This is a genomic window from Mesorhizobium sp. M0518, assembly GCF_040321125.1.
Lineage (GTDB): Bacteria > Pseudomonadota > Alphaproteobacteria > Rhizobiales > Rhizobiaceae > Mesorhizobium.
This window is the reverse complement of sequence record NZ_JAMYQY010000016.1, coordinates 125,235-142,575: the sequence shown is the minus strand read 5'-3', so window position 1 is coordinate 142,575 and position 17,341 is coordinate 125,235. Positions and strand designations below refer to the sequence as shown.

At 63.2% G+C, this 17,341-nt stretch carries 20 protein-coding genes; 9 read left to right on the top strand and 11 right to left on the bottom strand.

Translation table 11 applies throughout. The annotated features are described in order from the left end of the window. Positions 1-253 precede the first annotated feature (253 nt). The 5 genes from NKI66_RS22710 to hutI are packed head-to-tail and all read right to left on the bottom strand — an operon-like array spanning position 254 to position 6,142. Entirely contained in the window at positions 254-841 is a 588-nt protein-coding gene (locus tag NKI66_RS22710) for a HutD/Ves family protein (RefSeq protein ID WP_352678533.1), read from the bottom strand. 12 nt (positions 842-853) lie between these two features. Continuing rightward, positions 854-2,524 (bottom strand): urocanate hydratase, encoded by a 1,671-nt coding sequence (hutU, locus tag NKI66_RS22705; RefSeq protein WP_128305092.1) that lies wholly within the window; start codon positions 2,522-2,524, stop codon positions 854-856. Positions 2,525-2,550: 26 nt separating this feature from the next. Then, positions 2,551-3,369: an N-formylglutamate deformylase gene (gene hutG / locus NKI66_RS22700; RefSeq protein ID WP_352753035.1), complete on the bottom strand. Its 819-nt coding sequence runs from the start codon at positions 3,367-3,369 to the stop codon at positions 2,551-2,553. Next, the gene (gene hutH, locus NKI66_RS22695; protein ID WP_352553968.1) at positions 3,369-4,910 is read right to left on the bottom strand and encodes a histidine ammonia-lyase; all 1,542 of its coding nucleotides are present in this window, start codon (positions 4,908-4,910) and stop codon (positions 3,369-3,371) included. The genes hutG and hutH overlap by 1 nt, the downstream gene beginning before the upstream one ends. Continuing rightward, on the bottom strand, positions 4,907-6,142 hold the full coding sequence (gene hutI, locus NKI66_RS22690; RefSeq protein WP_352611669.1) for an imidazolonepropionase: 1,236 nt from the start codon (positions 6,140-6,142) through the stop codon (positions 4,907-4,909). Before hutI ends, hutH begins: the two co-directional genes overlap by 4 nt. Positions 6,143-6,240: 98 nt before the next feature. Here hutI and NKI66_RS22685 point away from each other — a divergent pair, with 98 nt between their 5' ends. Both NKI66_RS22685 and hutC read left to right on the top strand, forming a co-directional pair. Further along, positions 6,241-7,593 (top strand): formimidoylglutamate deiminase, encoded by a 1,353-nt coding sequence (locus tag NKI66_RS22685; RefSeq protein WP_352753033.1) that lies wholly within the window; start codon positions 6,241-6,243, stop codon positions 7,591-7,593. Continuing rightward, on the top strand, positions 7,590-8,330 hold the full coding sequence (hutC, locus tag NKI66_RS22680; RefSeq protein WP_352611667.1) for a histidine utilization transcriptional repressor HutC: 741 nt from the start codon (positions 7,590-7,592) through the stop codon (positions 8,328-8,330). Before NKI66_RS22685 ends, hutC begins: the two co-directional genes overlap by 4 nt. A 148-nt stretch (positions 8,331-8,478) precedes the next feature. Here the strand turns inward: hutC and NKI66_RS22675 are convergent, their stop codons facing one another. Further along, a complete protein-coding gene (locus NKI66_RS22675) occupies positions 8,479-8,823 on the bottom strand; it encodes a RidA family protein (RefSeq protein WP_352721281.1) in 345 nt (114 codons plus the stop codon). A 227-nt stretch (positions 8,824-9,050) separates the two neighbouring features. Between NKI66_RS22675 and aztA the strand changes: the two genes are divergently transcribed. The 4 genes from aztA to NKI66_RS22655 all read left to right on the top strand — a co-directional run bounded on the left by aztA (position 9,051) and on the right by NKI66_RS22655 (position 12,193). Continuing rightward, complete coding sequence (gene aztA / locus NKI66_RS22670) at positions 9,051-9,860, top strand: zinc ABC transporter ATP-binding protein AztA (RefSeq protein WP_352753030.1); 810 nt, start codon at positions 9,051-9,053, stop codon at positions 9,858-9,860. Beyond that, positions 9,860-10,735, top strand: a complete 876-nt coding sequence (aztB, locus tag NKI66_RS22665) for a zinc ABC transporter permease AztB (RefSeq protein ID WP_031212890.1) — start codon at positions 9,860-9,862, stop codon at positions 10,733-10,735. The genes aztA and aztB overlap by 1 nt, the downstream gene beginning before the upstream one ends. Positions 10,736-10,762: 27 nt before the next feature. Next, complete coding sequence (aztC, locus tag NKI66_RS22660; RefSeq protein WP_352753028.1) at positions 10,763-11,704, top strand: zinc ABC transporter substrate-binding protein AztC; 942 nt, start codon at positions 10,763-10,765, stop codon at positions 11,702-11,704. A gap of 150 nt (positions 11,705-11,854) precedes the next feature. Beyond that, positions 11,855-12,193: a protein tyrosine phosphatase family protein gene (locus NKI66_RS22655; protein WP_127270126.1), complete on the top strand. Its 339-nt coding sequence runs from the start codon at positions 11,855-11,857 to the stop codon at positions 12,191-12,193. 13 nt (positions 12,194-12,206) lie between these two features. Here NKI66_RS22655 and NKI66_RS22650 read toward each other — a convergent pair whose 3' ends face one another. Then, positions 12,207-12,674: an Lrp/AsnC family transcriptional regulator gene (locus tag NKI66_RS22650; protein WP_128305084.1), complete on the bottom strand. Its 468-nt coding sequence runs from the start codon at positions 12,672-12,674 to the stop codon at positions 12,207-12,209. A 137-nt stretch (positions 12,675-12,811) separates the two neighbouring features. Here NKI66_RS22650 and hppD point away from each other — a divergent pair, with 137 nt between their 5' ends. The 3 genes from hppD to NKI66_RS22635 all read left to right on the top strand — a co-directional run bounded on the left by hppD (position 12,812) and on the right by NKI66_RS22635 (position 14,591). After that, complete coding sequence (gene hppD, locus NKI66_RS22645; protein WP_128305110.1) at positions 12,812-13,924, top strand: 4-hydroxyphenylpyruvate dioxygenase; 1,113 nt, start codon at positions 12,812-12,814, stop codon at positions 13,922-13,924. A gap of 68 nt (positions 13,925-13,992) precedes the next feature. Next, positions 13,993-14,217 (top strand): type II toxin-antitoxin system Phd/YefM family antitoxin, encoded by a 225-nt coding sequence (locus NKI66_RS22640; RefSeq protein WP_023813589.1) that lies wholly within the window; start codon positions 13,993-13,995, stop codon positions 14,215-14,217. Beyond that, on the top strand, positions 14,214-14,591 hold the full coding sequence (locus NKI66_RS22635) for a type II toxin-antitoxin system VapC family toxin (RefSeq protein ID WP_023813588.1): 378 nt from the start codon (positions 14,214-14,216) through the stop codon (positions 14,589-14,591). Before NKI66_RS22640 ends, NKI66_RS22635 begins: the two co-directional genes overlap by 4 nt. An 18-nt stretch (positions 14,592-14,609) precedes the next feature. On the opposite strand, the gene NKI66_RS22630 is transcribed toward NKI66_RS22635, so the two are convergent. The 4 genes from NKI66_RS22630 to NKI66_RS22615 are packed head-to-tail and all read right to left on the bottom strand — an operon-like array spanning position 14,610 to position 17,340. Then, positions 14,610-15,146, bottom strand: a complete 537-nt coding sequence (locus NKI66_RS22630; protein WP_023813587.1) for a DinB family protein — start codon at positions 15,144-15,146, stop codon at positions 14,610-14,612. A 4-nt stretch (positions 15,147-15,150) separates the two neighbouring features. Continuing rightward, positions 15,151-15,438 carry a hypothetical protein gene (locus NKI66_RS22625; protein WP_128305083.1) on the bottom strand — a complete coding sequence of 96 codons (288 nt, stop codon included), beginning with the start codon at positions 15,436-15,438 and terminating at the stop codon, positions 15,151-15,153. 4 nt (positions 15,439-15,442) lie between these two features. Beyond that, the gene (locus NKI66_RS22620; RefSeq protein ID WP_128305082.1) at positions 15,443-16,456 is read right to left on the bottom strand and encodes a fumarylacetoacetate hydrolase family protein; all 1,014 of its coding nucleotides are present in this window, start codon (positions 16,454-16,456) and stop codon (positions 15,443-15,445) included. Further along, positions 16,453-17,340: an MBL fold metallo-hydrolase gene (locus NKI66_RS22615; protein WP_352753055.1), complete on the bottom strand. Its 888-nt coding sequence runs from the start codon at positions 17,338-17,340 to the stop codon at positions 16,453-16,455. Before NKI66_RS22615 ends, NKI66_RS22620 begins: the two co-directional genes overlap by 4 nt. Between the last annotated feature and the right edge of the window lies 1 nt (position 17,341).

Sequence of the window (17,341 nt, the reverse complement as noted above, 5' to 3'; positions counted from 1 at the left end):
CGGGCACTGCGCGGCGTCACCGCCACGGCAATGGCCCTAAAACCGGTTCAAATGCAATTGGTTGCATAAACCCCACTTGGCGAAAGTTTGTTTCCGCACCGCGACAGGGCGTCATCTCTCAGCAAGACTCAAAGACAAGCACCCTACTTCCCCGCCAAGCCAGATCGGCGGAGAGGATTCAGGCTTTTTCGTGATGCCGCCAGCAGCTTACGCTATATTTCGCCGGTACCGCGATCATGTTTGGAAACAAGCGTTAATCGTTGCCGGCGACGGCGCAGATCCGGATCACGAACAGCGTTGCCTCATGGGCGGGCTGGACAAGCAGGCCGGTGCTGACCGGACCGGACCGCAGCGTGTCGAGCGGCCCGAGGCGAACCGGTTCAGCGGCGGGCACGCTGACGTCGCCGTTCAAGCACAGGATGAGCGTTGTGCCGGCTTCAGTCCGGATTTCCACGGGGGCCGAAATCACCAGGCGTTCGACCGAATGCGTCATCCGGCTTCGGCGGGTCATGACATTGAGATCAGTGATCGGTCCGCCGATCAGCGCGGCCGAGGTCCGCACGTCGGCAGGGAAAGAAAACAGGGCAGTCGTCCTGTTTATGGATGTCGGCGGGTGGCCGGCAATCTCGAGGACGATGCCCTCGCCTTCGAGCACGGCAAGGGTGCGATCGATCCCGGCAAATTGCGAGAAAGGACCGCTCAATTCGACGCGCGCCATCGAGACGCGCCAGTCGAAATCGTCGAGCCCGGCACCAGTGGGCGAGACGGCGATTTCCGTCGTCACGCCGCCGCCGTTCTTCCACGGCATCGACCGGTATTCGGCTGCCCGCAGAACACGCATCGGCTCAACCAATCAGCCGAGAATGCCGGGCAAATTGAGCTGGTGCTCCTTGGCGCATTCGACGGCGATCTCGTAGCCGGCATCGGCGTGGCGCATGACACCGGTCGCCGGGTCGTTCCACAACACCCGCTCCAGGCGCCTGGCGGCTTCGCGCGTGCCGTCGGCGACGATCACCATGCCGGCGTGCTGCGAGAAACCCATGCCGACGCCGCCGCCATGGTGCAGCGACACCCAGGTGGCGCCGGACGCCGTGTTGAGCAATGCGTTTAGCAGCGGCCAGTCGGATACCGCGTCCGAGCCGTCCTTCATCGATTCCGTTTCGCGGTTCGGCGAAGCGACCGAGCCGGAATCGAGGTGATCGCGACCGATGACGACAGGCGCCTTCAACTCGCCCTTGGCCACCATTTCGTTGAAGGCGAGCCCGAGCCGATGCCGGTCGCCGAGGCCAACCCAGCAGATGCGCGCTGGCAGACCCTGGAAGGCAATGCGCTCACGCGCCATGTCGAGCCAGTTGTGCAGATGGGTGTTGCCGGGCGTCAGTTCGCGCACCTTGGCGTCGGTCTTGTAGATATCCTCCGGATCGCCCGACAGGGCCGCCCATCGAAAGGGGCCGATGCCGCGGCAGAACAGCGGACGGATATAGGCGGGCACGAAGCCGGGGAAGGCAAAGGCGTTCTCGAACCCCTCCTCCTTGGCCACCTGGCGGATGTTGTTGCCGTAGTCGAGCGTCGGCACGCCGGCGTTCCAGAACGCCACCATCGCCTCGACATGTTCGCGCATGGAGGCGCGGGCTGCCTTCTCGACTTCCTTGGGGTCGCTGACGCGCTTCTCGCGCCACTCGGCCATCGTCCAGCCCTTCGGCAGGTAGCCGTTGATGGGATCATGCGCCGAGGTCTGGTCCGTGACCATATCGGGGCGAATGCCACGCCTGAACATCTCCGGCACGATGTCGGCCGTATTGCCAAGCAGGCCGACCGACTTCGCCTCCCCGGCCTTGGTCCAGCGTTCGATCTTTTCCAGCGCCTCGTCGAGCGTGTCGGCGCGCTCGTCGACGTAGCGGGTGCGCAGGCGAAAATCGATCGAGTCCGGATTGCATTCGATGGCGAGACAACAGGCGCCGGCCATGACGGCGGCGAGCGGCTGGGCGCCACCCATGCCGCCGAGACCGCCGGTCAGGATCCATTTGCCCCGGAGATTGCCGCCATAGTGCTGGCGGCCGGCCTCGACGAAGGTCTCGTAGGTGCCCTGCACGATGCCTTGCGTGCCGATGTAGATCCACGAGCCGGCCGTCATCTGGCCGTACATCATCAAGCCCTTCTTATCGAGCTCGTTGAACTTTTCCCAATTCGCCCAGTGCGGCACCAAATTGGAATTGGCGATCAGCACGCGCGGCGCGTCGGGATGGGTGCGGAACACGCCGACCGGCTTGCCGGACTGGACCAGCAAAGTCTCGTCATCGGCCAGTGTCCTCAAGGAGGCGACGATGCGGTCAAAGTCGTTCCAGGTGCGCGCCGCCCGGCCGATGCCGCCATAGACGACCAGCTCGTTGGGATTTTCTGCAACATCCGGGTCGAGGTTGTTCATCAGCATGCGCAGCGGCGCTTCCGTCAGCCAGGAGCGCGCGCTGATTTCGGTGCCGCGCGGGCTGCGGACTTCGCGGATGTTGTGGCGAGGATTGTTCATGGCGTCACTCCATAAAGGACCTGATGTCAGACGCGCGCCCAGGATGTCGCGGTCTCGAGGATTTTCCGCAGGGTGGCGCGGATCGGTGCTGCGAACTCGGCGTCATAGGGCACCGGCCAATTGTCCGGCGTGCCCTTGCCATCGGGCTCGCGCATATAGCCGCGGTTGGAGAGTTCCATCTGCAGCGCATGCACACCTTGTTGCGGCTGGCCGAAATGGCGTGTGATCCAGCCGCCTTTGAAGCGGCCATTGATGACAGAGGTTCCACCGGTTTCGGCCATGATCTGGCCGACCATCGCCTGCAGCGTCGGATCGGCGCTCCTACCGTCATTGGTGCCGAGATTGAAAACCGGCAGCGTGCCTTCGAAGAGGCGCGGCAGCACTGAACGGATCGAGTGGCAGTCATAGAGCACGATCTTTTCGTGCAAGCCACGCAACCGGTCGATCTCGACCTGCAAGGCGGCATGGTAGGGCACGAAGAATTTCTCGCGACGTTCGTCGATCTCCGACGGCCCCGGTTCTTCGCCCTCGCGGTAGAGCGGATCGCCATCGAAGGTTTCGGTCGGGCAGAGGCCGGTCGTCGCCTGACCGGGGTAAAGCGAGGCGCCGGAGGGATCGCGGTTGACGTCGATGACGGTGCGCGAGATCGCCGTGTGCACGACAGTTGCCCCCAGGCTGCCGGCGAAATCATAGAGCTTGTCGATCCACCAGTCGCAATCGCGGCGACCGAGCCAGGGCGACATCAGCCGGTTCTCGAGGCCGGCGAGATCGATACCGGTGTGCGGGATCGACACCAACAACGGGGCCATGCCGGGCGTGACGGTGAGCCAGGGCGTGCCTGCCATCATGCCGCTCCAGAAATCGACGGCAGCGTTATCGCGCCGGCGGCCTTGATGGTCGCGCCGCTGCGCACCATGGCGATGGCCTTTTCCATGTCGGGATGGAAATGCCGGTCATTGTCGAGATGCGGCACCTCGGCCCGGACCAGCTTGCGCACCGCTTCCAAGGCATCGCTCGACGCCAGCGGCGCATGGAAGTCGCAGCCTTGCGCGGCGGCCAGCAATTCGATGCCGATCACTGCCGTTGCATTCTCGACCATGCCGATCAGCCGGCGCGCACCGTGCGCGGCCATCGAAACATGGTCTTCCTGGTTGGCCGATGTGGGGATCGAATCGACGCTGGCCGGATAGGCTTTCTGCTTGTTTTCCGAGACGAGAGCCGCCGCCGTCACCTGCGGGATCATGAAGCCGGAGTTCAGACCGGGCTTCGGCGTCAAGAAGGCCGGCATGCCCGAAAGTGCCGGATCGACAAGCATGGCGATGCGGCGTTCCGACAGCGAACCGATCTCGCAGACCGCGAGCGCGATCATGTCGGCGGCGAAGGCCACCGGCTCGGCGTGGAAATTGCCGCCGGAAAGCGCGGTGTCGTCCTCGGCGAAGATCAGCGGATTGTCGGTGACGCCATTGGCTTCGGTGCCCAGCGTGTCGGCCGCCTGGCGCAGCACGGTGAGTGCGGCGCCCATGACCTGCGGCTGGCAGCGCAGGCAATAGGGATCCTGCACGCGTTCGTCGCCAACCCGATGCGATTCACGGATGGCGCTGCCGGCCATCAGATTGCGCAGGGCGTCGGCCGTCTCGATCTGGCCGGGATGCTTTCTCAGCACATGGATGCGCGGATCGAAGGGGGCGTCAGAACCTTTTGCCGCGTCGGTCGATAGGGCACCAGCGACCAGCGCCGATTGATAGAGCACTTCGGCCTCGAACAAGGCGGCCAGCGCATAGGCGGTCGAAAACTGGGTGCCGTTGAGCAGCGCCAGGCCTTCCTTGGCGCCCAGTGTCACCGGCTCCAGTCCATGTGAGACGAAGGCGACCTTGGCCGGGAAACGGCCATGCGGGGTAAAACATTCGCCGACGCCGATCATCACCGCGGTCATGTGCGACAGCGGGGCAAGGTCCCCGGAGGCGCCGACCGAACCCTGCGCCGGCACCACCGGGATGACGTCGTTGGCCAGCATTGCTTCCAGCAATTCGATGGTTTGCGGCCTCACGCCGGACGCGCCCTGCGCCAGGCTGGCGAGTTTCAGCGCCATCATCAGCCTGCAGACAGCAACAGGCATCGGCTCGCCGACGCCGGCGGCGTGCGACAGAACGATGTTGCGCTGCAAGGTCTCGAGATCCTCGGCCGGGATGCGGACGCTGGCCAGTTTGCCAAAACCGGTGTTGATGCCATAGACCGGTTCGCCCTTGGCGACGATCCTGGCGACGGCCTCGGCGCTCGCCTTGATCTTTGGCCGGCAGGCGTTGTCCAGCTTGGGCACGGCGCCACGATAGATGGCGCGCCAGTCCGCCAGCGTCGCATTGCCGGGCTTCAGGGTCAGTTCGGTCATTGTCCTCTCCAAATGCGGGCATGCAGCGGGTTGAAGCCCATGCGGTAGACGAGTTCGGCGGGGCGCTCGATGTCCCAGATCGCCAGGTCGGCGGACTTTCCGACCTCAAGCGTGCCGGTTTCTTCCAGCAAACCAAGCGCGCGGGCCGCCTCGCGGGTGACGCCGGCAAGACATTCATCGACGGTCAGGCCGAACAGGGTCGCGGCCATGTTCATGGTCAGAAGCAGCGAGGTCAGCGGCGAGGTGCCGGGGTTGTTGTCGGTGGCGACAGCCATCTTGACGCCGTGCTGGCGAAACAGGCTGATCGGCGGCTTCTTGGTTTCGCGGATGAAATAGTAGGCGCCGGGCAGGATCGTCGCCACGGTTCCGGCCTTGGCCATCGCCGCTGCACCTGCATCATCGGTGTATTCGAGATGGTCGGCCGACAGAGCGCCGTAGCGGGCGGCGAGTTCGGCGCCATGCAGGTTGGACAGCTGGTCGGCATGGAGCTTGACCGGCAGGCCGGCCGCTTTGGCCGCATCGAAGACGCGCGCCATCTGTTCCGGCGAAAAGGCGATGCCCTCGCAGAAACCGTCGACGGCATCGGCCAGCCCCTCGGCGGCAACCGAAGGAAGAATCTCATTGGCGACCAGATCGATAAAAGCGTCCTTGTCGCCCTTGGCTTCCGGCGGCAGCGCGTGAGCGCCGAGGAAGGTCGTGCGGATCGTCACCGGCCGTTGCTCGCCCAGTTGGCGGGCGGCACGCAGCGACTTCTTCTCGTTTTCGAGGTCGAGGCCATAGCCGGACTTGATCTCGACGGTGGTCACGCCTTCGGCGATCAGCGCATCGAGGCGCGGCAGCGATTGAGTGACCAGTTCGTCTTCGCTGGCGGCGCGCAGCGACTTGACCGAGGAGACAATGCCGCCGCCGGCCCGGGCGACCTCTTCATAGGTGGAGCCGGCCAGCCGCATCTCGAATTCGTTGGCGCGGTTGCCGGCATGGACCAGATGGGTGTGGCAGTCGATCAGGCCGGGTGTGATCCAGCGGCCCTCGCAATCGATCGTCTCGACGCCCTGGGCAAGTGTTGGGGGCAGCTCCGACTCGGGGCCGGCATAGACAATGCGGCCGTCACGCGAAGCGACCGCGCCGTGTTCGACGATGCCAAGTCCGGCAGACCCTTCGGCCATGGTCGCGAGCCGCGCATTGCGCCACAGACGAAGATCCCCTGCCCGGCTTTTGCTCTGTCCAGCCATCATCTTTTCCGTTTCAATCGATGACGATTATGTATATACATATCGAAACGCACTGCAAGTGCCATCATCGCATGAGAGACAGAGAACCGGAGAGAAAAGTGGCAGCGATCTTTGCGGAACAGGCGCTCCTTCCCAATGGCTGGCGCGATAATGTGCGGATCACCCTGGCCGAGGGGCGCATTACAGCCGTTCAGCCTGGTGCCGCTGCGACAGCCGACGACGAACGCCACGCGATCCTGTTGCCCGGCATGCCCAATTTGCACAGCCACGCCTTCCAGCGCGGCATGGCCGGCCTTGCCGAGCTTCGCGGCCCCTCCGCCGACAGTTTCTGGAGCTGGCGAGAGGTGATGTACCGCTTCGCCCTGTCGATGACGCCCAATCAGGTCGAGGCGGTTGCAGCGCAGCTCTATGTCGAGTTGCTGGAGGCCGGTTTTTCCCGCGTCGGCGAATTTCACTATCTGCATCACGACCGCGATGGAAAACCCTATGCCAACCTCGCCGAGATGGCCGAACGCATTGCGGCCGCGGCCGGCGAGACGGGCATCGGCCTGACGCTGTTGCCGGTGTTTTATGCGCACTCGTCTTTCGGCGGTGCCGTGCCAAACGAAGGCCAGCGGCGATTCATCAACGATGTGAATCGGTTCTCGCGGCTTGTTGAGAAATGCCGCGAATCGGTTCGTGCACTGAATCAGGCTGTCGTCGGCGTCGCTCCGCACAGTTTGCGCGCCGCGACACCGGAAGAACTGATTGAGGTGACTGCCATAGCACCGGATGGGCCTATCCACATCCACATTGCCGAGCAGGTGAAAGAGGTCGAGGATTGCCTTGCCTGGTCGGGCGCGCGGCCGGTCGAATTTCTGCTTGGGCATGCCAAGGTCGACAAGCGCTGGTGCCTGATCCACACCACGCACATGACCGATGCTGAAACCGTTGCCATGGCCAGGAGTGGCGCCATCGCCGGCCTTTGCCCGATCACCGAGGCCAATCTCGGCGACGGCACTTTTGCAGCGCCACTGTTCAGAGACCATGGCGGCCGCTTCGGGGTCGGCTCCGATTCCAACGTGCTCATCGGCCTCCCGGACGAGTTGCGCCAGCTCGAATATTCGCAGCGCCTCGCCCGCCGCGCCCGTAATGTGCTGGCGGTCGCCGGCGGCTCGACTGGCCGCGCGCTGTTCGACGCCGCACTCGACGGTGGCAGCGTCGCGCTTGGCGCCGGTGCTTCCGCGATCGCCGCCGGCGCCTCGGCCGATCTCGTCTCGCTCGATCCCAAAAATCCCTCGCTGGCTGGCAAGACCGGCGACGCAATTCTCGACGCCTGGATCTTCGCCAATGGCAGCAAGGTCGACTGCGTCTGGGTGCATGGGCTCAAACAGGTCAGCGGCGGCAGGCATGTGAAGCGAGAGGCCATCGCCGGGCGGTTTCGCAGCGTGATGACGGCGCTTTCGGCATGAGCATGGCCGACACAGTGGTAGCGGAAGGTGGCGGCTCGCTGCACCAGCGCATCCTGACCGACATTAGCGAGAAGATCACGTCCGGGGCCTGGGCGCCCGGCCATCGCATCCCGTTCGAGCACGAATTGAGCGTGCAATACAATTGCTCGCGCATGACGGTGAACAAGGCGCTGTCACAGCTTGCCAAGGCCGGGCTGATCGAACGCCGCCGCCGCTCAGGCAGCTTTGTGCGCCGGCCGCAGTCGCAAGCGGCGGTGCTGGAAATCCACGATATCCGCATCGAGGTCGAAGCGCTCGGTCTGCCCTATCGCTACGAGCGCGTGATGCGACACAAAAGGCGCAGCAGCGCCGGGGACCGCGCCTCGCTGGAATTGGGCTTGGCCGGACCGGTTCTGGCGCTGGAATGCGGGCATTTCGCCGGCGAGCGGCCGTTCGCGCATGAACAGCGGCTGATCAACCTCACCGCCGTGCCCGAGGCAGCGGACGAGGAATTCGTGGCCATCGCACCAGGGCCATGGCTGATCGGCCGCGTGCCGTGGAGCGAAGCCGAGCACCGGATTCGCGCTGTCGCAGCCGACAGGCATATCGCCGCGGCACTCGACATAGAAACCGGTGCGCCTTGCCTGGTGGTCGAGCGGCGGACATGGAGCGCCGAACATCCGGTCACCCATGTACGCTTTACCTACGCAGCCGAGAGCCACACGCTGGTGGCAAGGTTCAGGCCGTCGCAGGGGTGAGGCGTGTCCAGCCGCAGGCTGGCGAAAAGCCAACGATTTGGCTTTTCGAACACCGAACGCCCGGAGCCATAGCGGAGGGCAGCGGCGCCGACCCCCACCCGGACCTTCGGTCCGACCTCCCCACAAGGGGGAGGTAGAAGGCCGCCGATCAAATCGCCGCGGTAATAATAATCTCGACCAGATAATCCGGGGTGGCGAGCTTTGCTTCGCCGGTGGCGCGGGCTGGCGTGTTGCCTTGCGGCACCCACTTGTCCCACTCCGCGTTCATCTCGGCAAAGGTGCTCATGTCGGCCAGCCAGATGATCGCCTGCAGTATCTTGGTCTTGTCGGAACCGGCCTTGGCCAGCAGTTCGTCGATGGCCGCCAGGATGTCCCTGGTCTGCGAAGCGACGTTGCCGGTTGGCTGGCCGACCTGACCAGCCAGATAGACGGTATTGCCATGGATGACGATCTGGCTCATGCGCGGGCCAATATCGATGCGACGAATGCTCATTGGATGGTTCCTTCCTGTGGCGGTTGCGCTTCTTTAGAGTCGCGACCGGCTTCGGGCAAGATCGTCAGGTCGAATCCCCTTGGGCCAACGGCATATGGATGTGCAAACACGGCAAGTTGACCCTGCGGCCGCAATTCCGCCGGATTGGCTTGTTGACTAATGTAATAACATCACATATCCAGTCGGCCGCTGCCAGCAGCCGGATTTCGCCGCCTACGGATCGCAGAATGACAAATACCTGCCTGACATTCCGCGACCTGACGCTTGGCTACGGCAGCCATCCGGCGATCCATCATCTCGACGGCACCATCCGCAAGGGCTCACTGACCGCTGTGGTCGGCGCCAATGGCTCCGGCAAATCGACGCTGATGAAAGGCATTGTCGGCGTCCTGAAGCCGATGGCCGGCGAGGTTATCCGCGCGCCCGGTGTACGTGCCGCTTATCTGCCGCAGCAATCGGAGCTCGACCGCTCCTTTCCGGCACGGGTGGTGGATCTGGTTTCGCTCGGCCTGTGGCCACGGCGCGGCCTGCTTTGCCGCTACACCAAGGAAGATCGCGAAGACGTCAGCAAGGCGCTGATGGCGGTTGGCCTCGGCGGTTTCGAGAAGCGGCCGATCGACACGCTGTCGGGCGGCCAGTTGCAGCGCACGCTGTTTGCGCGTGTCCTGCTGCAGGACGCCGACCTCATCCTGCTCGACGAACCCTTCAATGCTGTCGACGCCAAGACGGTCGGCGACCTCATTGCCCTGATCAAGCACTGGCATGGCGAGGAACGCACCATCATGGTTGTCGTGCACGATCTGGACCTGGTGCGGCAGAATTTCCCCGAAACGCTGCTTCTCGCCCGCCAGCCGATCGCCTGGGGCGAAACCAGGGAAACGCTGAAGCCTGATAACCTGTTGCGCGCCCGCCGCTTCCACGAAGCCTGGGAAGAAAATGCACCCTGGTGCGAGCCGGGCGAGGACGCTCATGGTCACGATCACCATGGCCACGATCACCATGACCATCAACACGGCGTCGGACCGAGGGCTGCCTGATGGACATGCTTTACGGTCTTGTCATCGCGCCCTTCGCCGATTTCGGCTTCATGCAGCGGGCTTTGATCGGTTCGCTGATGCTGTCGCTCGGCGCCTGCCCTATCGGCGTCTTCCTGATGCTGCGACGCATGAGCCTGTCGGGCGACGCGATGGCGCACGCCATCCTGCCCGGTGCAGCCGCCGGCTTCCTGTTCTATGGACTGGAGATCCTGCCGATGACCATCGGCGGCCTGATCGCCGGCGTCATCGTCGCGCTCGGCGCCGGCGCCGTCTCGCGCTTCACCATCCAGCGCGAGGACGCCTCGATGGCGGCGTTCTATCTGATTTCGCTCGCCATCGGCGTGCTGATGGTGTCGATCCGCGGTTCCAGCGTCGATCTCATGCACGTGCTGTTCGGCACCGTGCTGGCGCTCAACGATGAGGCCCTGACGCTGATCGGCGGCATCGTCGCGGTGACGCTGGTCAGCCTCGCCATCTTCTGGCGGGCGCTGGTCGCCGAATGCCTCGACCCGCTGTTCCTGCGCTCGGTCAGCCGGCTCGGCAGTCCGGTGCATTTCATCTTCCTCGGCCTTGTCGTGCTCAACCTTGTCGGCGGCTTCCAGGCACTCGGCACGCTTCTGTCGGTTGGGCTGATGATGCTGCCGGCCGCAGCCGCCCGCTTCTGGACAGTTCGCGTCGAGCCGATGTGCGTGCTGGCGGTGCTGATCGGCTTCGCGTCCTGCGTCGCCGGGCTGCTTTTGTCCTATCACGCGTCACTGCCGTCCGGCCCGGCCATCATCCTGTCGGCCGGCGTCGTCTATTTCGCCTCGATCCTGTTTGGCACGCGCGGCATTCTGCGCGCGCGCATCATCCATCACCGTCACAGAACGGCCTGATCCCCGCCCCTAGAAGGAGACCCGTCTATGCTGAAATCGATCCATGCCGCCTTGGCTATGAGCGTTATAACATTAACCGCCTTTGGCGCATCGTCGGCCTTGGCGGCACCGCTGAAAGTGGTCGCCAGCTTCACCGTCATTGCCGATTTCGCCAAAAATGTCGGCGGCGACCGCATCGACGTCACCACCATTGTCGGGCCGGATGGCGACGCCCATGTCTACGAGCCGAGCCCGGCCGATGCTGTGGCCATGGCCAAGGCCGACATCGTGCTGGTCAACGGCCTGCATTTCGAAGGTTTCCTGCAGCGGCTGGTCGATGCCAGCGCCACCAAGGCGTCTATCATTACCTTGACCAAGGGCGTGACGCCGATCGATTTCAAGCCTGAATTCGCCGACGCCGACGCGGCCGAAGGTGCCGGCACCGGCGGCGGCAAGACGGTCACCGATCCGCACGCCTTCCAGTCGATCGCCAACGCCAGGATCTACGTGAAGAACATCGCCGAGGCCTTCTGCGCGGCCGATTCCGAAGGCTGCGTCAGCTACCAGACCAATGCCGCCGCCTACACCAAGAAGCTCGACGCGGTCGAAGGTGAAGTGAAAATGGCGATTGCCTCGATCCCGGAGAGCAAGCGCGTCGTCATCACCTCGCATGACGCCTTCGGCTATTTCGAACACGCATACGGCCTGACCTTCCTCGCCCCGCAAGGCATCTCGACCGACTCCGAGCCATCCGCCGCAGACGTCGCCAAACTGGTCAATCAGGTGAAGCAGGACAAGGCGGCTGCGATCTTCGTTGAGAACATCACCAACCCGCGCCTGATCGAACAGATCGCCAGCGAAACCGGCATCAAGGTCGGCGGCACGCTCTATTCGGATGCGCTGTCGCAGCCCGACGGCCCGGCCGCGACCTATATCGACATGATGCACAACAACATCCGTCAGATCAAAGGCGCTATTCTCGGCAGCTGAGTATGAAGGATTGTCCAGCCGGGCCGCATCGGCCCGGTTGGATTTTCCGGCACGCAGTGTCTATTTGGCAGAGAATTCCTTCGGTATGGATTGCCGCCCATGTCGGGGAGTGGCAAGACTGCCGCCTGACCAGTTTGCGAGGATGCTGCCATGGAATACCGCGAAATCAGCGAGGACTATTCGGTTTCGGGCCAGATCCAGCCTGAGGACGTCGCCGCCATCAAGGAAGCCGGCTTCAAGAGCGTCATCTGCAACCGGCCCGATGACGAACAGCCCGGCCAGCCTTCTGCCGACACCGTCAAGGCAGCGGTCGAAGCCGCAGGGCTTGCCTTCCGCTACATCCCCGTCATCAGCGGCCAGATCACCGCCGAGAATGTCGAGGATCAGGCCGAAGCGCTCGACGAGCTCGACGGCCCGGTCTTCGCCTATTGCCGCTCCGGCGCCCGCTGCACCAATCTCTATGGGCTGATCCAACAGTCGAAGGGTTAGATCCGCTCAAGATTTAGATCGGCAGCGCGGCGGTTTCCTTGAGTGTCTCAAGCACGATCGCCGTCTTCACATGCTGCACGGATTCGTGCGGCAAGAGCACGCCGTTGACGAATTCCGACAGCGACTTCAGGTCGGGCGTCACCACTTTCAGGATGTAATCCATCTCGCCGGTCAGCGCGTGCGCTTCCTGCACCTCAGGCAGCCGTGCCACCAGCTCGCCGAAGCGCCGCGCATTGTCGCGATTGTGCGTGGCGAGCGTGACCGAAATGACGTTGACCAGCGAAAAACCGAGTTTGTCGCGGTCGAGCACCGCCCGATAGCCCTTGATAAAGCCATCCTCCTCGAGCCGCTGGCGGCGGCGCGAGCATTGCGACGCCGACAGGTTCACCCGCTCCGAAAGATCATTGTTGGTCAGCCGCGCATCACCCTGCAATAGCGCCATTATCTTGCGGTCAAACTGATCAATGCGCGCTTCATCCATGGTTTTTCCTCGCATCATGCACGATTCACGCATGACATCATCATTTCAAGCGTTTGAATGCAAGCACCGTGCGCCTCCTCCGCGTTATGATCGTGTCAAAGGGCCTTTTCAGGCCAGGCCAGCTTCGGAGGAATATGATGGGTCCCTTCCCGCACGACGCCCCGCCCGCCAAGATCAGCAAGGACAACCCGGCCGGCACCGACGGTTTCGAGTTTGTCGAATTCGCGCATCCGGAGCCCCAGAAGCTCGCTGAACTGTTCACCCGTATGGGCTATGTCGCGGTGGCTAAGCACCGCACGAAAGACATCACCATCTGGCGGCAGGGTGACATCAACTATGTCGTCAATGCCGAACCCGGCTCGCATGCAATGAAATTCGTCGACAAGCACGGCCCCTGTGCTGCCTCTATGGCCTGGCGGGTGGTCGATGCCAAGCACGCTTTCGATCACGCGGTTGCCAAGGGAGCCACGCCTTACGAAGGCGCCGACAAGGCGCTCGACGTGCCGGCAATCATCGGCATTGGCGGCTCGCTGCTCTATTTCATCGAGACCTACGGCAAGAAGGGTTCGGCCTATAATGCCGAGTTCGAATGGCTGGGCACTCGCGACCCGCGGCCGGAAGGCGTCGGCTTCTATTACCTCGATCACCTGACCCACAATGTCTATCGCGGCCAGATGGACAAGTGGTGGGATTTCTACCGCAATCTGTTCGGCTTCAAACAGATCCATTTCTTCGACATCGACGGCAAGATCACCGGCCTGGTGAGCCGCGCCATCACCTCGCCCTGCGGCAAGATCCGCATTCCGCTGAACGAGTCCAAGGACGAGACTAGCCAGATCGCCGAATACCTGAAGAAGTACAATGGCGAGGGCATTCAGCACATCGCTGTCGGCACCGACGAGATCTACGCCGCCACCGACAGGTTGGCCGAGAACGGCCTGAAGTTCATGCCCGGCCCTCCGGAGACCTACTACGACATGTCGTATGACCGCGTGAATGGCCATGACGAACCGATCGAGCGGATGAAGAAGCACGGTATCCTGATCGACGGCGAAGGCGTGGTCGACGGCGGCACGACCAAGATCCTGCTGCAGATCTTTTCGAAGACCGTGATCGGCCCGATCTTTTTCGAGTTCATCCAGCGCAAGGGCGACGAAGGTTTTGGCGAGGGCAACTTCCGCGCGCTGTTCGAATCGATCGAGCAGGACCAGATCAAGCGCGGGGTGATCAAGGTTCAGGCTGCGGAGTAGTAGATTCGAACCGGGCTTCTTGCGGCGCGACCAATTATGACCTAAATTATGGTCATACGGATCGCGCTATGAATGTTTCCATCGCCGAGGCCAAGGCCAAATTGTCGGAACTCGTCAGCCGCGCGGAAGCCGGCGAGGAGATCGTTCTCACACGCCACGGCAAGGTGGCCGCGCGCATCGTACCGCCGGCAGCGGCCGAACCACTGCCGCGTATTGGCGCCTTGAAGGGCAAGATTTGGATTGCGGACGATTTTGATGAACTCGGTCCCGAATGGGACGAGTACGTGAAATGACGGTCGGCCCGTTTCTCGCCGACACGCATATCATCCTGTGGTCGATTTCAGACGATCCACGTCTCAGCCAGCACCACCGCGCTATCTTGGCTTCGGAAGCGGTGGTGTTCGCGAGCGCGGCAAGCGTCTGGGAAATTGCCATCAAACGCTCAATCGGAAAACTCAACGCGCCGGACGATCTGCCAACGCTGCTTCCCAGAATGCAATTTCAGCCACTTGCCGTCACTTTGCAGCATGCGAACGCCGTCAGCAGCCTACCCCACCATCATGGTGATCCATTCGACAGACTGCTGATCGCGCAGGCGCAAGTAGAGAACCTGACCATCTTGACATCCGACCCGCATTTCGCCCGTTACGGTGTCGCTGTGGCATGATCGGCCAAGCAATTGGTCTCACAAACCCAGCCGCTCAACCTCCACTTGTCTCAGCTTCAAATCATAATCGAGCAAGAACTCGTCCAGTTGCGGCGGCTTGACCGACGTGCCGGACAGCATGGCGTGCACCTGGCCGCGGTGATGGATGTCGTGCAGAAAGACATGGGCGAGGATATCGCCGATGCGCTCGGGGATCATGCCGTCCTCGCGCCGGTCGGTGATGACGCGGCGATCGAGATCGTCGGCCGACAGCCTATCGCAAAAGGCGATCAGCCGCCGGTCGGCTGCGACCTGCGCGGCAAACAACGCCGCCGGCTCGTCGAGGGGCACGAAGTCGTCATGGGCGGCAGCACCGAGACCACCCTCTTCGAGAAAATCGAGATAGAGAAGATCGACCGCAAGGATGTGGTTGAGAGTTGCCTTGATCGACGGAAAGAAGCTGGTGCGTTCGGCCTCGAACTCACCGGGCTGGAGGGACAGCACCGCGCGGTAGAGCCGGTCGTTCGACCACAGATTGTTGCCGGCCATACGGCGCAGATGGTCAAGCAGGTTCACGAGATCAGCCCCCTGCCCGCACCAGATACAAGCCCGCCCACATAGCTGCAAATCCCGCAAGAACGATCAGCAGCAGCCGGTTCATGCGCCGACGCATGGCTTGCGTCTCCTCATCCCGGGCGACTTTCATGTTGGTGATGGTGTGCAACATCATCGCCTTGCGCGGAAAGCCGCTGCGGTTGGTCAGGTCAGGCGAGCGCGCCTCGATGCGGTAACTCAGCCGGATCGCCTGGATGAAGACCGCCAGTATGGCGAGTGCCCAGACACCGGCCAGCAGATAGACCCCCGTCATTCCCTTACCTCTCGTATTTCTCGACCTTCTGCTCGATGGCGCCGAAAATCGAATGCCCGGCCTTGTCCCTCATCTCGATGCGTACCGTGTCGCCGAAGCGCAGGAACGGCGTTTGGGCTTCGCCTGACACGATGGTCTCGATCATGCGCAGTTCGGCGATGCAGGAATAGCCGGCGCCGCCGGCCGAGACAGGTTTGCCCGGCCCGCCGTCGAGCTTGTTGGAAACGGTGCCGGAACCGATGATCGTGCCGGCGGCAAGCGGCCTGGTCTTGGCAGCGTGAACGATCAGCGCCGGAAAATCGAAGGTCATGTCGACACCGGCATTGGCCCGGCCGAACGGCTTACCGTTGAGGTCGGCGAGCAACGGCAGGCTGACCTTGCCGCCGTCCCAGGCGTCACCCAGTTCGTTCGGCGTGACCGCGACCGGCGAAAACGCCGAGGACGGCTTTGACTGGAAAAAACCAAACCCCTTCGCCAGTTCCGGTCCGGTGAGCGCGCGCAGCGTGACGTCATTGACCAGCATGACCAGCCGGATCGCAGCGCGCGCTTCTTCGAGAGTGGCGCCCATCGGCACGTCGTCGACAATGACGGCGACCTCGCCCTCCATGTCGATGCCGAAGCCTTCGTCAGCCATGCGGATCGGGTCACGTGGCGGAATGAAGGCGTCCGAGCCGCCCTGGTAGATCAGCGGGTCGGTCCAGAAGCTCGCCGGCATCTCGGCGCCGCGCGCTTTGCGCACCAGCTCGACATGGTTCACGTAAGCCGAGCCGTCGGCCCATTGATAGGCGCGCGGCAGCGGCGAGTGGGCGTCATGCTCGTGGAAGCGCTCCGCCGGCATCGCATTGTTCTCAAGCGATTCCGCTATTGTCGCGAGATGCGGGGCGATGCGGCGCCAGTCGTCGAGCGCCGCCTGCAGCGTGCGCACCAGGAACGAGGCGTCGGTGAAGCGTGTCAAGTCGCGCGAGACGACGACGAGTTTTCCGTCGCGCGTCCCGTCCTTCAATGTGGCAAGCTTCATGCAGTTTCCTCTCCTTGTGCAGCTTTCTCGCTGCTTAACTCCACAACAAGGCCGTCGCGGGCGATCGTCAAGTCGCCGGCCCATGTTTTCCTGACAGCGTCAGTCCAGTCGGCCTCGCCGATCCCGGGATCGTCGGCCGGAATGAGGTGGTTGAGCACCAACCTCTTCACGCCGGCATCGCTGGCGATGCTGCCGGCCTCTTCGGCAAAGCTGTGGCTCGCGAGCAGGTGGCCTTTCAGCCGCGCGCCATTGCCGGTCCTGGCCACCAGCCGCTCGATGCCTTCCTCCAGCATGGCTTCATGGACGAGGATATCCGCACTCCGGGCGAACTCCGCGAGCGGCGGATAAAAGGCCGTGTCAGCGGAGAACACCACGCTTTTCCCGCCGTGTTCGAAGCGGAGGGCAAAACAGTCGGTCACCGGCGGATGCTCGACGCGCAGCGCCGAAACCGTCAAGCCGCCCTGCTCGAGCACCTGGCCTTCGCCGAATTCGACGATCGAAACCAGGTCTCGAATATCCGGCCGGCCCTCGTCGACGATGCGGATTTCGATATCGAACTCGATCGCCTGGCAAAAGCGCTGCCAATAATGATCCGTGCCGGGCGGACCGAACACGTGGACCGGCGCCGCCAGACCCGCCGTCCAGGCGGTGTGGATCAGCGGCCCCAGCTCCAGCACATGATCGGAATGCAGATGCGTGATGAAGATCAGGTCGAGCGATTTCAGGCTGATGCCGGCGTCGACCAGACCGCGCGTCACGCCAAGTCCGCAGTCGACAACGATGCTGCGGCCGCCGATCCGCAGCAGCGAGGAACTCGGCCATGGACCGCCTGGCCGGAGCGCAGGACCACCCTTCGAACCCAAAATCACCAGGCGGTCCGGCATT